10 protein-coding genes are annotated in these 13,559 nt (G+C 71.6%); 3 read left to right on the forward strand and 7 right to left on the reverse strand.

The annotated features are described in order from the left end of the window. Positions 1-2: 2 nt before the first annotated feature. From ACZ7CH_RS08915 to ACZ7CH_RS08935, 5 genes are all read right to left on the reverse strand, one after another. Positions 3-1,229, reverse strand: a complete 1,227-nt coding sequence (locus tag ACZ7CH_RS08915) for a class I SAM-dependent methyltransferase (protein WP_360393533.1) — start codon at positions 1,227-1,229, stop codon at positions 3-5. Between the two features lie 33 nt (positions 1,230-1,262). Continuing rightward, entirely contained in the window at positions 1,263-3,986 is a 2,724-nt protein-coding gene (locus ACZ7CH_RS08920; RefSeq protein ID WP_470373500.1) for an AAA family ATPase, read from the reverse strand. Between the two features lie 905 nt (positions 3,987-4,891). Then, a complete protein-coding gene (locus ACZ7CH_RS08925) occupies positions 4,892-5,902 on the reverse strand; it encodes an alpha/beta hydrolase (RefSeq protein WP_470373501.1) in 1,011 nt (336 codons plus the stop codon). Positions 5,903-5,980: 78 nt separating this feature from the next. Further along, positions 5,981-6,769 carry an SDR family oxidoreductase gene (locus tag ACZ7CH_RS08930; protein ID WP_470373502.1) on the reverse strand — a complete coding sequence of 263 codons (789 nt, stop codon included), beginning with the start codon at positions 6,767-6,769 and terminating at the stop codon, positions 5,981-5,983. A gap of 38 nt (positions 6,770-6,807) precedes the next feature. Continuing rightward, on the reverse strand, positions 6,808-7,170 hold the full coding sequence (locus ACZ7CH_RS08935) for a nuclear transport factor 2 family protein (protein ID WP_470373503.1): 363 nt from the start codon (positions 7,168-7,170) through the stop codon (positions 6,808-6,810). 78 nt (positions 7,171-7,248) lie between these two features. Between ACZ7CH_RS08935 and ACZ7CH_RS08940 the strand changes: the two genes are divergently transcribed. Further along, complete coding sequence (locus ACZ7CH_RS08940) at positions 7,249-8,043, forward strand: MerR family transcriptional regulator (RefSeq protein ID WP_360393545.1); 795 nt, start codon at positions 7,249-7,251, stop codon at positions 8,041-8,043. A 26-nt stretch (positions 8,044-8,069) separates the two neighbouring features. On the opposite strand, the gene ACZ7CH_RS08945 is transcribed toward ACZ7CH_RS08940, so the two are convergent. Beyond that, positions 8,070-9,209 carry a Vgb family protein gene (locus ACZ7CH_RS08945; RefSeq protein WP_470373504.1) on the reverse strand — a complete coding sequence of 380 codons (1,140 nt, stop codon included), beginning with the start codon at positions 9,207-9,209 and terminating at the stop codon, positions 8,070-8,072. Between the two features lie 104 nt (positions 9,210-9,313). Continuing rightward, positions 9,314-10,885: a putative glycoside hydrolase gene (locus ACZ7CH_RS08950; protein WP_470373505.1), complete on the reverse strand. Its 1,572-nt coding sequence runs from the start codon at positions 10,883-10,885 to the stop codon at positions 9,314-9,316. 154 nt (positions 10,886-11,039) lie between these two features. On the opposite strand from ACZ7CH_RS08950, the gene ACZ7CH_RS08955 reads away from it, so the two are divergent. Beyond that, positions 11,040-12,011, forward strand: a complete 972-nt coding sequence (locus ACZ7CH_RS08955; RefSeq protein ID WP_360393553.1) for a polysaccharide deacetylase family protein — start codon at positions 11,040-11,042, stop codon at positions 12,009-12,011. A 366-nt stretch (positions 12,012-12,377) separates the two neighbouring features. Further along, positions 12,378-13,388 carry a streptomycin biosynthesis protein gene (locus ACZ7CH_RS08960; RefSeq protein WP_470372335.1) on the forward strand — a complete coding sequence of 337 codons (1,011 nt, stop codon included), beginning with the start codon at positions 12,378-12,380 and terminating at the stop codon, positions 13,386-13,388. Positions 13,389-13,559: the final 171 nt, after the last annotated feature.

A 13,559-nucleotide genomic window follows, 5' to 3' on the forward strand; every position in this document is an offset into this window, starting at 1 on the left:
GCTCACACCACGTGGACGTCGGGCACGTACAGGATCCACTTGCCGCCCGCCGCGCGGAACGCCTCCTCCTTGGCCATGATCTCCTCGGCGTGGTTCCAGGCGAACAGCAGCGCGTAGCCGGGGTAGGGGTCGGCGAAGGCGGCCGGCGGGCGCACCGGGATGCCCGAGCCGGGTGCCAGCCGGTGCTGCTTGGCGGGCGTGGTGTCGCTGATGAACTCGACCAGGTCCGGTCCGATGCCGCAGAGGTTCGTGACGGTGGCGCTCTTGGCGGTCGCGCCGTAGCCGACGACCCGCTCGCCCTTCGCCTTCAGCTCGTTCAGCAACGCCAGGAGGTCGGTGCGGATCGTCCGGACCCGGTCGCCGAACCCGTCGAGGACGGCGCGGTCGTGCAGGCCGCGCGCCTGCTCCTCGGCGAGCAGGGCGGCGACGGCCGCGGACGGGGTGCGCGCACCGGGCAGGGCCAGGGTGTAGCGGACCTCGCCGCCGTGCACCGGCAGGCGTTCGACGTCGACCAGCTCCAAGCCGTGCCGGCGGGCCATGGCGTCCACGGAGGTGGCGCTGAACAGGAAGAAGTGCTCGTCGTAGATCTGGTCGAACGAGGTCTGCTCGACGATGTCGCCGAGGTAGGGGTCCTCGAACACGAACGCCCCACCGGGCTTGAGCAGCGCCACGACACCGCGCAGGATCGAGTCCGCGTAAGGGATGTGGCAGAACGTGTTCGCCGCGTACACGAGGTCGGCCGGACCGTCCTGGTCGCGGATGGACAGCGCGGTGGACTCCTCGAAGAAGTCCTTGCGGACCCGCACACCCGCCTCGGCGGCCAGGTCGGCGACCGCGCCGGACGGTTCCACGCCCAGGTGCCGCACGCCCGCCGCCGCGACGGTGCGCAGCATGGTGCCGTCGTTGCAGCCCAGCTCGACCACGAGCGGGTCCTCGCCCGCCAGCTCGGTGCTCAGGAACCGCTCGGCCAGCGCGCGGAAGTGCTCGCGCATCACCGCGGACCCCTGCGACAGGTAGGGGTAGTCCTGGTGGAACATCTTCTCCCTGGGCACCTCCTCCATCAGCTGCACCATCGCGCAGTCCGCGCACGCGCCCACGGCGAGGCGGTAGGTGAACTCGACGGAGGTGTCCTCGGGCAGCCGGAACGCGTCGGACAGCGGCTGCTGACCGAGGTCGAGGAACTCGGTGACCGTCCCTGCGCAGACGCGGCAGGTGGACTGGTTGGGCATTGGCGGGTTCTTTCTACTCGGGAGGGGCACGGGTCACCCCCGTGCTTCGAAGGCCCGTGGTCCGGCGCCGGTCCGCTGGGACAGGCGGCGCGGCAGGTCCGCCCGGCTGCGCATGCCCAGCTTGCGGTAGACCCTGGTGAGGTGTTGCTCGACGGTGCTGACGGTGATGTAGAGGATTCCGCTGATCTCGCGGTTCGTGTGGCCCTTCGCGGCGAGCTCGGCCACCCGCAGCTCGGAGTCGCTCAGGACCGATCGCCCGTCACCGGTGTCGCCGTCCCCCCAGTCGGCCGGGAGGGGCAGGGCACCGGGGCACGACGCCCCGGTCTCGGCCACCGCGATCTGGGACAGCTCGCGCGCCTCGGCGTGCTGGCCCAGGGCGTCGAGCGCGTCACCCAGGTCGGACAGGGCACGGGCCAGCTCGACCCGGTCACCTGCCCGCCGCAGGTGCCGCACGGCCTCGCGCAGGAGCGCGGGTCGCTCGGCGGGCTCGCCCGCGGCCGCGAGGACCCGCAGCGCCGCACCGCGGGTGCGGCGGTCGCCGGCCGGCAGCAGCATCTGCTCGCTGATCAGCTTGCGAGCCGCCTCCGGCCGGCCGAGGGTGAGGTTGGCCTGGGCGAGGCCGCAGCGCCACGGCGCGAGCACCGGCAGGTCGAGGCCCCACGCGAGCATCCGGGTGCCGCAGTTCTGGAAGTCGCTGATGGCGGCGAGCACCCGCCCGACGGCGAGGTTGCCGTTGCCGCGGGCGTGCAGGTAGCGCAGGCCGGCGGCGGTGGCGAACATGGCGTCGGGCACGCGCTGCCGCATCACCTCGGCGATCACGTGATGCCGGCCCAGCGCGGTGTTGGCCTCCAGCAGCACGGCCAGCGGGTAGCCGATGGACAGGCCCCAGCCCTGGTGCGGCAGCAGGGCGAGTGCGGTCTCGGCGCGTGCGGCGGCCACCGCCACCTCCCCGCGCCGCAGGGCGATGTCGGCCCGGACGACCTCCAGGACCGCCTGCCAGGTCACCGCGCCGCCGCGGACGGCCTCGGCGGTGAGCCGGTCGCACCACCGCTCTGCCCGGTCGGGGTGGCCGCTGTGCACCAGGATCAGCAGGGCGGTGAGCACGACCTCCAGCGACATGTCGCCGAGCCGGCAGCTGCGCAGGATGTGCTCGGCGCTGGCGATGGCGTCGGGGTGGAACTCGGCGGTCCAGAAGGTGCCGATGGCCTGCGCGGCGGCCACCCACGGGTCCGCGTCGGCCACCACGTCGCTGGCCACGGCGCTCGCCGGGTCGAGGCCGTGGAACCACTGGCAGACGATCCGCAGCTCGGCCGCGCTCTGCGCGTCCAGCATGCCGGGGTTCTGGTTCAGCACGGCGAGCGCGCGCACGGCCGTTGCCTCGTCCCCGATCCACAGCGCGTGGTGCACGACGGTCATGGCGTCGCGCCCGCGCAGCCGGCCGGCCCACATCGCCTCGTGCAGGGGTTCCATGTGCACGACGGCGGCGGCCGGGTTGACCCGCCACAGCGCCCGCACCAGGACGCTGGTGATGCCCAGCCGCTCGTCCGGCTCGACCACGGGCAGCGCGGGTTCCAGGTAGCGCACGGCCGCTGCCACGTCGTCGCCCATGAGCGCCTGTTCGGCGGCGATGCGCAGCACGGAGACCGGCCAGCCCGGCGCGACCCGGTCGGCGGCCACGAGGTGGTCGGCCACCACGGCCGCCGCCGCACCGCGCTGGTAGAGCAGCTCGGCGGCACGGGCGCGCAGCCGCACCCGTTCGGGACCCGGCGTGCTGTCGAGGACCGCCGCCCCCGCGCCGGGGTGGCGGAAACGGCCGTCGAGCAGCAGACCGGCGGCGGTGAGCACGTCGACCGCCTGCTCGACGGCCTCGGGCGTGGTGCCGGCCAGCCGGCCGAGCAGGACCGGGGTCCGCTCCTCGCCGAGCACGGCGATGGCGCGCGCGACCTCGAGGAGCCCCGCCTCCCAGCGGTGCAGGCACTCCAGCACCGCGCGCTTGAACGCGGGACCGACCTGGTCCTGACCGATCTCGTGCCCTGCCTCGAAGTCCTCGACCATGGCCCGGACCAGCATGGGGTTGCCGCCGCTGAGGCCGTGCCAGGCGGGCGCGAGCGCGTCGGGATCGGGCACCCGGTCGCGCAGCAGCTCGGCGATCCCGCACACCGACAGCGGAGCGAGCCGGATGCGGTGGTGCGGCCGCCGGGTCAGCTCGGCGTGGAACAGCGGCAGCGTCGGCTGCGGCTGCTGCCACTCGGCGAGCACGACGACCACCCGTCCTGCTCTCATCCGCCGTCGCAGGTAGAGGATGAACTGCAACGAGGAACTGTCAGCGAATTGCACGTCGTCCACGCACAGCACGACCGGTCTTTCCCGCGACAATTCGAGCAGAATTTGACACAGTTCATGCACGGGCCGCACATAAGAATGAGGAATTCTCCGCACGTCCGCGCCGGGGTCGGTCACGGTCGCGGCAATCGGCGTGATGAGGTGGGAAACGCGGTCCGCTATTTCCGGCGGCAGACCTGCGCCGTGGAACAACTGGTCGATGACGCCCGCCTGCAGGGGACGCTCGGCCGGCGCGCCGGTCGCGGTCAGCAACAACGCGCCCGAAGCGGCGGCGTGCCGCTGGAACCGTTGCAGCAGCTCGGTCTTCCCGCTGGCCACACCGCCGCTGACCAGCGCGAGCCTGCCTGTTCCCGCAGAGCACTCCGCGAGCAGGCCGACCAGCTCGGCAAGCGCACCACCATGGTCTGTCGGCACCAACCGTCCAGTTCCCTCCAACATGGCCACCGATGGTCTTTCCGCTGCAGCTCACCCCAAGTGGACGCTTTATAGCACGGCTTCCCGGCTTGTCCAGCGCCTTTGGTGACATCGCCCGAGAACAGCGGCCAAACGTGTTCGCGGCACGCCTGGCAACCATTGGAATCACGAATCCGAATGTGGCCGATCGCGTCTCAATTGGCGGCGAACGGGCTAACCGGTACGGCCGAATCGCGGTCTGCCGAACCTCGGGTGCGCGATTCCGGAGCATGCCGTAGCACAGCCTGGGCGGGACATCATCGTGTTGATCGAATCCGTGTCGCAACCGTAGTCACGCCGCCGCGGCGGGTACGGGACACCGAAGTGCCGCACGCCGGGCGGCGCCCCGGTGCCGCCCGGCGCGTCCGGGCCACGGCCAAGATCCACAGGTGGCCTCGGGGCCGGTGCATGGCAAATGACATGGGTAACCGATACACCGCCGGAACGGTGAATCCTTCCCGCGAAACGGACATAACTCCGAATATGTCGACTCCGGTGTGGACGCTGGGGCCGACCATTTTCCGCGCACCCACGGCGTGTTCACGTGGTTGCGTCGACAATCTTCCGCTTGCGGAGGTTTTTCCGGTATGCGTTGATCACCCGGTAGGCCTTGGACAACGTTGCCACGTTGTCGCGATAGGACGGCGTGGCGAGCACCTGCCGGACGGCGCCGGCACGACCAGCTCGGCGAGGTCGTCGTCGGCCGGCGTTCCCCGCGTCACCACGACGACGGGGCGGTCACCGTCCAATTCGGACCACCAGGCGGGTTCGGCCAGCGGCTCTACCGGCAGTACGAGGACGTGCTGCTCGAACGCCTCCCGGGACCGCTCGGCCGCTGACGCGCCCGAGCGGTCCCGCTCAGCGCCTCACCGGGAGGCCAGCTGACGGCGCAGCCACGCCGCTCGGGCGGCGATGGCGTCCTGCGAGAGCACGGCGTGGGGCACCACGACGTCGAACCCGTGGAACCCGCCGGGCCAGACGTGCAGCTCGACGTGGCAGCCCGCCTGCCACATGCGGGTCGCGTGGGCGACGTCCTCGTCCCGGAACGTCTCGGCCGACCCGACGTCGACGAACGCGGGCGGCAGGCCGGAGAGGTCCGCGGCGCGGGCAGGCGCGGCGTACGAGGACACGTCCGGTCCTCCGCGGACGCCGTCGCCGAGGAGCGCGTTCCACCCGGTCTCGTTCGAGGAGCTGTCCCAGATGCCGAGGCCGCGCATCTGCCGCGCGGAGGGCGAGTCGTTGCGGTCGTCGAGCATCGGCGACAGGAGCAGCTGAGCCAGGACCGCCGGGCCGTTGCGGTCGCGTGCCATCAGCGTGACACCCGCCGCGAGGCCGCCGCCGGCGCTCACACCGCCGATGACGACGCGCCCGGGGTCGATGTTGAGCTCGTGGGCGTGCTCCGACACCCACACCAGGCCCGCGTAGCAGTCCTCGACGGGACCGGGGTGGGGTGTCTCGGGTGCGAGCCGGTACTCGACCGAGACCACGGCCATGGGTTCGGCCAGGTCCAGCATCTCGGCCAGGCCGAACCGGTTGTCCCCGACGATCATGCCGCCGCCGTGGACGTGGTAGATCGCCGGCGTCGGGGTCGCCGCGTGCACCGGGAGGCAGATCAGCAGCGAGATGTCCGGTTCCCCGTCCGGTCCCGGCACCACCCGCTCCCGCACGCTGTAGGCGCCACCGCGCGAGAGGACCTCGTCGGTCGGGGTCTCCACCCCGGGAACGGGCTCGCGCATCTCGGCGATGTTGTCCGGACGGTACGCGTCGGGAGGGCGCAGGCTGCTCAGCACCTCGACGACGGGAGCGAGCTCCGGGTCGAAGGGCGGCGGCGGTCCGACCGGCCGCCCGGAAGACCGCTCCGTTGTCCGCGTGGTCATGGGTTCTCCTACCGGCAGGCGGCGGGACGTCCGCCTGCCGCAGTCGCAGGTCGTCGATGAGGTGGAAGGGGTTTCGGCTCAGACGGTCGGGACGGTCCCGCCGTCGATCACGTACTCGGCGCCCACGATCGCCGAGGCGCGGTCCGAGACCAGGAACCCGACCAGGTCCGCGATCTCCTCGGTGTTCGCGAACCGTCCCAGCGGTACTCCTCCTAGGGAGTCGTAGATGGTCTGCTTGGCTGCTTCCCGCGTGATCCCGTTGCCCTCGGCGATCCGGTCCACGAACCGTTCGTAGGCTTCGGTCTCGATCCCGCCGGGGCTGATCGCGTTGACCCGCACGCCGCGCGGCGCGAGCTCGTTGGCCAGTCCCTTGCTGTACGTGCGCAGCGCGGCTTTCGCTGCCGCGTAAGCCAAGGACGCGTCGTACTGCGGCAGCTCGCGCTGGATCGAGGTGAAGTGCAGCACCACGCCCGACCCGGACTCGATCATCGCCGGGAGGAGCGCTCGATCGAGCCGCACCGCTCCCAGGAAGTTGAGGTTCAGCTCGGTGAGCCACTGGTCATCGGTGATGACCGCGAACCCGCCGGCCGGTGTCGACGCACCTCCGACGACGTGCACCAGGATGTCGAGTGCGCCGCCGGTCTCGCTGATCCGAGCGGCCACGGCGTCGGTGCCCTCGACCGTCGTCGTGTCCGCTTCGATGAACCGGTCGGGGTGCTTGTACCCGTCGGGCATCGTCCGCGCCGTCACGAAGACGTCCGCACCCATCTCCCGCAACCTCTCGGCGACGGCCTTGCCCGAGCCCTTCGAACCGCCGGTGACCAGCGCCCGGCGACCGTCGAGGCGGTCGCGATCCGAACTTGACATTTGTCTCTCCACTGAAGATCGATGTGACGCGGGCGCGGTCAGGCTGCGTGGTTGGCGATGACGAGTTCGGCGACGAGGTCGTCCCGCAACGCGAACCGGTAGTCGAGCTCGGCGACACCACCGGGGAAGGTGCCCTCGATCCGGACGGTCACCACCCAGTGGCTGCCGTCGACGCGGTGAGCGCCGATCTGCTCGGTCGTGTACTCGAACTCGGACCCGGCGTCCCGCAGGAACGCGTGGGTCTCCTCCCGGCCGCGGAAGGTCTCGTCCTGGTCGACGATCACCGCGTCCTCGGTGAGGAACGACGAGGCGGTGTCGGCGTCGCGGGCGACGTGGGCGGCGAAGAAATCGCGCACGGTGGCCGGGAGCAGGTCGGACGGGAGGTCGGTGTGCTGTGTCATGAGCCCACCGTGTCGCCTCACGGCGCGGGAGGGTCAAGCCGTGGACCCTCTCCCAGGGGGAGAGTCCACACTGAACGGGTGCTGACCATCGGGGAGTTTTCGCGTCTGACCCACCTGAGCGTGCGGACCCTGCGCCGCTACCACGAGGCGACCCTGCTGGAGCCCGCCGTGGTGGACGAGAGCACCGGCTACCGCTACTACGCCGTCGACCAGATCCCGACCGCCCAGGTGATCCACCGGCTCCGCGAGCTCGACGTCCCCCTGAGCGACGTGCAGCGGATTCTGCGGACCCCCGACCCCGGTGTCCGGGCGGCACTGGTCGCGGACCACCTGCAGCGCCTCGAAGACGTGCTCGACCGGACCAGGGCCGCGGTCGTGTCGCTGCGGCGCCTGCTCCGGCCCGATCCCGCGCCGATCGCCGTCGAGTTGCGTGCGGAGCCGGCCAGGACGGTCGCGGCGGTGGAGGCCGTGGTCGCAGGTCGTGACATCGCGTCCTGGTTCGCGGGCGCGATGGCCGAGCTGGAGGCGGCCGTCGGCTCCGCCGCGACCGGACCTCCCGGCGGTTGCTACGACAACGCCCTGTTCGAACAGGAACGCGGTCACGCGCTGCTCTACCTGCCCACCGCGGCACCACCCCGCACCGGACGCGTGCACCCCGTGGTTCTCCCGGCCGCGGAACTGGCCGTCACCACCCACGTCGGCGAGCACGACAACGCCGACGTCACGTACGGCGAGCTCGGGGCCTGGGTGGTGGAGAACGCGATGTCGGTGGCCGGGCCGGTGCGGGAGGTCTACACCGTCGGCCCGCGTGACTCCGGTGATCCCGCCGCGTGGCGCACCGAGATCGGCTGGCCCGTCTTCCGCGTCACCTGAGGCGGCCGGCGCGGTGGGAGGTCTGGTCAGGTGGCGCTGATGTCCAGCTTGCCGACCCTGTTGGTGGTCAGCAGGCCGAACCACACCGCGCCGGGTTGGTGGACGTTGATGTCGCACGGGTAGGAGGCCGACGACGGCGTGCTCCACATCCGGACCTCGTGCGTGACCGGGTTGAACCGGGCGACCTGGTTGCCCAGCCCGAACAGCGCGGGGAAGCTGACCGAGAAGTAGATGTTGCCGTCGCTCGCCTCGGCGATCGGTCCCGGCATCGGCAGCGGGTTGCCGATGCTGCCGATCCCCAGCCCGTTGAGGATGCCGGTGAGCAGGCCGCCCACGCCCAGCAACGGGTACTCGGTGATCTGCCCGGTGGCGGGGTCGATGCGGGCGATCTTCATGCCGAGGGACTCGCCGACCCAGATCGTGCCGTCCGCGGCCGTGCGCACGCCGACGGGGAAGGAGGCCGGCGTCGGCATCGTGTACTGGGTGAACAGGTGGGTGTCGACGTCGAGGGTGGCGACCTTGTTCAGCTGCGGCAGGTCGAACACGACGGTGCGTCCAGGGCCCGGTTTGATGATGCCGAACAGCGCGGCGACCTGACCGAGGACCTCACCGGGCACGCGGTACTTGCTCCACTGCCCGGTCGCCGGGTCGTAGCGGCCGATGGAGTCCAGCCCGCCGAGCGTGAACCACAGGGCGTCGTCCGGCCCGCGGGCGAGGTCGTTGGCCAACCCGAGGCCGCTGTGCAGCGGCAGCCCCAGCGGTTGCGGGGTGAACGCGCCCGCCCACGGCAGCGGGAGCTCGGTCATGGAGCCGTCGGCGGTGTCGACGCGGAGCAGGCTGTTGCCCGTCACCTGGGGCATCCACAGGTCACCCGCCGCGTCCAGGTCCATGCCGCCGGGCACCGACAGCGGCATCGGCGTGGAGAAGTTGGTGAACTGCCCGGTGGCCGGGTCGAACCGGGCGACCTGGCTGCTCAGGTACTGCTCGACCCACAGGTTTCCGCTGTGGTCGAACTCCACCTCGCACACACCGCCGACCGGCAGTGACGAGGGAACCGGGCCGTACTCGGTGATCGGCGTCGCCGCGCCGGCGGTACCGGGTACGAGCGCCGACGCGAGCAACGCCGCGGCAACCGCGAGCAACCGTCTGTGCCGTGCTGGTCTCATGGTCCACTCCAGGGAATCCGCCGTCTGGCCAGGTCGTGCTGCCAGAACGAGTAAAGCGGCTTCGCCACACGGCCCCGTGAACCTTCACCTGAAAAGCGCAGTCGTCAGCTCTTCGGCTCCAGCGCGGCCGGGTCGTACCGGCAGGCCGGGTCCCACAGCAGGAACGACGGCGCGCCCGCGGCCTTCGAGGCGTCGATCTGAGCGCGGACCTCCTTGGGCCCGTAGGAGACGCCCATGCTGAACGCCTGCAGCCACGGGATGATCTCGCTGCCGGTGCCCTCGACCTTCTTCAGGAAGTCGGCCACGGACCGGTTGGTGATCTCGTAGGGCTCGCTGTCCGGGCGGCTGACCCCGTACTCGCCGGGACCCCAGTGCGACGGGTAGACCATCGGCGCGACGTAGTCGGCGTACTCGGCCATCCTCGGGATGTCCTGGGCGACCGCGCCCGGTCGGGTCGCGGCGATGCCGAACACCGACACGCCCACGAACGTCCCGTGCGCCCGCACCGCCTTGCGGCTCTGGGCCAGGAAGTCGACGATGGCGTCCTCGGGGGAGCCCTCCAGGCCGGGCAGCCGCATCTGCTCCAGAGCGCCCTCCGGCTTGCGGATGTAGTCGTAGAGGATGTCGTCGAACCCGAGCCGTGCGGCCTCCTCGGCCAGCTCCACGTTGTAGGCGACGACGTCGGGGTTGGCGAAGTTGGTGAACGAGTACTGGCCGTACGAGCCGGCCCACGGGGTGCCGGCGGAGGACTGGATGACGCGGTCCCGCTTGCCCGACTCCCAGGACGCCTTGGCGAGGACCGGGTCGCGGAACGCCACGAGCCTGCCGACCACGCGCACGCCGAGCCGGTGCAGTTCGTCCACCGTTGCCTTGGCGTCGTAGTAGTCCCGGGTGGCGCCGATCTCGCCCGCCAGCGGGACCTGGGAGCGGTAGCCGATCTCGCCGCTCTCGTCCTTGATGTCGAGCTGCACCGTGTCGATGCGGCGTTCCTTGATCATCTGCAGCACCGGCTCGCGCAGCACCGTGGCCGACCACCCGGCCGCGGACATGTGCACCGCGCGCATGCCGGGGTGGCGCGTCTTGACGGCGAACTCCTGCTTGGCGACGTTGCCCGCGACGTCGCGGGCCTCGAAGCGGGCGGTCGCGGCCGTCGGCAGGGTCACGGCGAAGCTGCCGCCGTCGCCGAGCTCCACGGGCTTGCCGTCCACGCTCAGCGCGGACGCGCCCTCGGCCCTGCCCTTGACCTCGACGGGCTTGCGGAGGTCGGTCACGGCCTCGGAGTCGACCGTCAGGACCGGCGGCGCGCTGTCGACGGTGAACCGCCTGCTCACCTCGTCGTCGGGGAGCAGGGGCACAGCGCCGGGGGACTGCGCCGTGAGGACGTGCTCGCCGTCGGCCGGCTCGGTGCCGGTGACCACGAGCCGGTTGCCCTCGGCCGTGGTGGACACCGGGTTGCCGTCGAGCAGCAGCCGCACCTCGCCGTGATCCATGCCCTCCGGCAGGGTGACCGCCAGCTCCTTCGCCGCGGCCGCCGTCAGCACGGCGCCGTCGTCCACCCCCATCACGACGGGGCTGGCCGAGAAGGCGCGAACGGTCAACGGGGTGACGACGGCGAGCGCGACGAGCACGACCGCCCCCACCAACACGCTGCGGCGACTGCTGTTGCGAGATCGCATGCGCACCCTCCCGGCCGATGTCGTTCCGCTGTGGCGTATCCAGCAAGGTCCGTTTCAACCAAAACGCACACGTTCGTGTCCGCGTGTTGCGACCGCCTGGATCGCCGTCAACCGTGGGAACGTGACTGGTAGGCGTGTTGGCGCACTGAGCGCGATGGCTGTCTTGTTGGTCGCGTGCGGGACGGCTCCCGAGCCGCCCCTGGCGGCGGCACCGTCCTCATCGGAGCGTGTCACCACCCCGCCCCCGGACCCCGGGACGTACTCGGCCAACGAGCTCGGTGACGTCCCGGTGCTGATGTACCACCGCATCGTCGACACCCCGGCGACGGTGTACGACCGCACCCCCGCCGACTTCCGCGCCGAGCTGGAGCGCCTCGCCGGGGAGGGGTACGTCCCGATCACCACGGCCGAGTACGCCTCCGGCGAGATCGACATCCCGGCGGGCACCCACCCGGTCGTCCTCACCTTCGACGACGGCCACCCCACGCAGTTCGCGCTGACTCCGGAGGGGACACCCGTTCCCGGGACGGCGGTGGCGATCATGCTGGAGGTCGCCGGCCGCCACCCCGGCTTCCGCCCGGTCGCCAGCTTCTACGTCAACGGCGACCCGTTCGGGGACCCCGGCGGCAAGCGGACGCTGACGTGGCTGGCCGACCACGACATGGAGGTCGGCAACCACACCCTGACCCACTCGAACCTGGGTGCTGCGCCGGCGGAGGAGGCCCAGCGCGACATCGCCCGCGGCGACGCCGCCATCCGTGCGGCCGGGCCGACGCCGGTGACCATCTCCCTGCCCTTCGGCGTCCACCCGGTCCAGGAGGAGCTGGCCGTCAAGGGCCGCGCGGACGGTGTCGGCTACGAGTACACGGGCGCACTGCTCGTCGGCGCGAACCCGGCCCCGTCGCCGTACTCCGCCGACTTCGACCGGCTGCGCATCCCGCGCATCCGGTCCCAGGGCCCGACCGGCCAGGAGGCGGCCTTCGGCTCGTCGGTGTGGCTCGACAAGCTCGCCGCCGGCGCGAGCGTGCGCTACACCTCCGACGGGGTGCGCGACCGGATCGCCTTCCCCCAGGGCGGTTCCCGCTCGGTGGCGGCGGACTACCAGGCCATGGCCCACTCGTACTGAACACCGGCTCGGCACCGGGGAACACCCCGACCGGCCCAGGCACTCGGGCCGTGTTCAACGCGAATTGGTTGACACCGGTTGCACACCATTTATCAGCACGTTTCCAAGGTGCCCCTGGGATAGTCGCAACGCACAGGAATAAGCATGCGCGACGGCGATTCTCCTTATTTGGAGAGAGGTGTCAGGCCACCCGATCGGAGGTTCCGCGCGGTCGCGGGTGACTGAAAGAATTGCTGCTTCGCTGGCGGGGACACAGACATGGGATGAGCGGAGGTCGACGCTGGTGGGCATATCACCGCAGGTCAGAACGGTGATGCGGGCGCAGCGAACGCGCAGTGGTGTTGGCGCGGATGCAGGACTATAGCAGTGGAAGGGCGATTCGTGGTCAGCGGAGCGGACTCGGGCAAGGAGACGGGCGCGCGGTTGTCGACATCGGCCCTGCCGGGAGTCGGCGACACAGTGGAAATGGTTCCGCCCGCTTCTCTCATTCCCGGCGACTCGCCGCGCAGTGGTGGCGAGGACATGGCGCACGTGCGCCGTTTGGCTGATTCCGCGACGACATTCCCGCCCATCATCGTGCACCGTTCGACGAAGCGGGTGGTCGACGGCATGCACCGCCTGCGTGCGGCGGTGCTGCGCGGGTCGGCGACCATCGCGGTGCGGTGGTTCGACGGCTCGGCCGACGACGCGTTCGCGCTCTCGGTCGGGGTGAACGCCGCGCACGGCCTGCCGCTGACGCAGGCGGACCGGACCGCCGCGGCACAGCGGCTGCTGGTGTCGCACCCCGGCTGGTCCGACCGCGCGGTCGCGGCGACCACCGGCCTGGACAACAAGACCGTGGCCGCGCTGCGCCGTTCAACCGAGGAGGTTCCCCGGTTGGCCAGCCGGGTCGGCAAGGACGGCAGGCGCAGGCCGGTCGACCCCGCTCCCGGCCGGATCGCGGCGGCGGAGCTGATCTCGGCCAACCCCGGCGCGTCCCTGCGCGAGATCGCCAGGACAGCGGGCATCGCCGTGGCCACGGTCAAGGACGTCCGCGAGCGCATGCGCCTCGGCCGCGACGTCGTTCCGGCCAGGACCCCCGACCGCGCCCCGGCCCTGCCCCGCCGCCCGCCACCGAGGCCGGTCGGCGGCCTGGACGTCCTCAAGAACGACCCGTCGGTCCGGCACACCGAGAACGGCCGCAACATGCTCCGCCTGATGGCCGCCACCTCCGCCGACGCGGACTGGTGGAGCGCGATCCTCGACTCGCTCCCCGAACACTGCGCCGACGCGGTCGTCGAGGCCGCCCAGCAGTGCGCCCGCCGGTGGGCGGACCTGGCGACCCGCATCGAACAGCGCCACACCGGCAGCCGCCACACCGGCAAACGCCCAGCCTGACAACGGCGCAGGCTCCCGCGGGGGCCACCTGGCACCGCACCGGTGGCCGCCAACACCGGACGACGGCACCCGGACGAGCGCGACGGCGGCCAGTGCGGGCACGCCACGCCGTGACCAGGCGCACCGGGGACGACCCAACGCCCCGCACCGGCGGCAGGAACCGGGCGCGCG

It is taken from the genome of Lentzea sp. NPDC037011 (genome assembly GCF_055607425.1).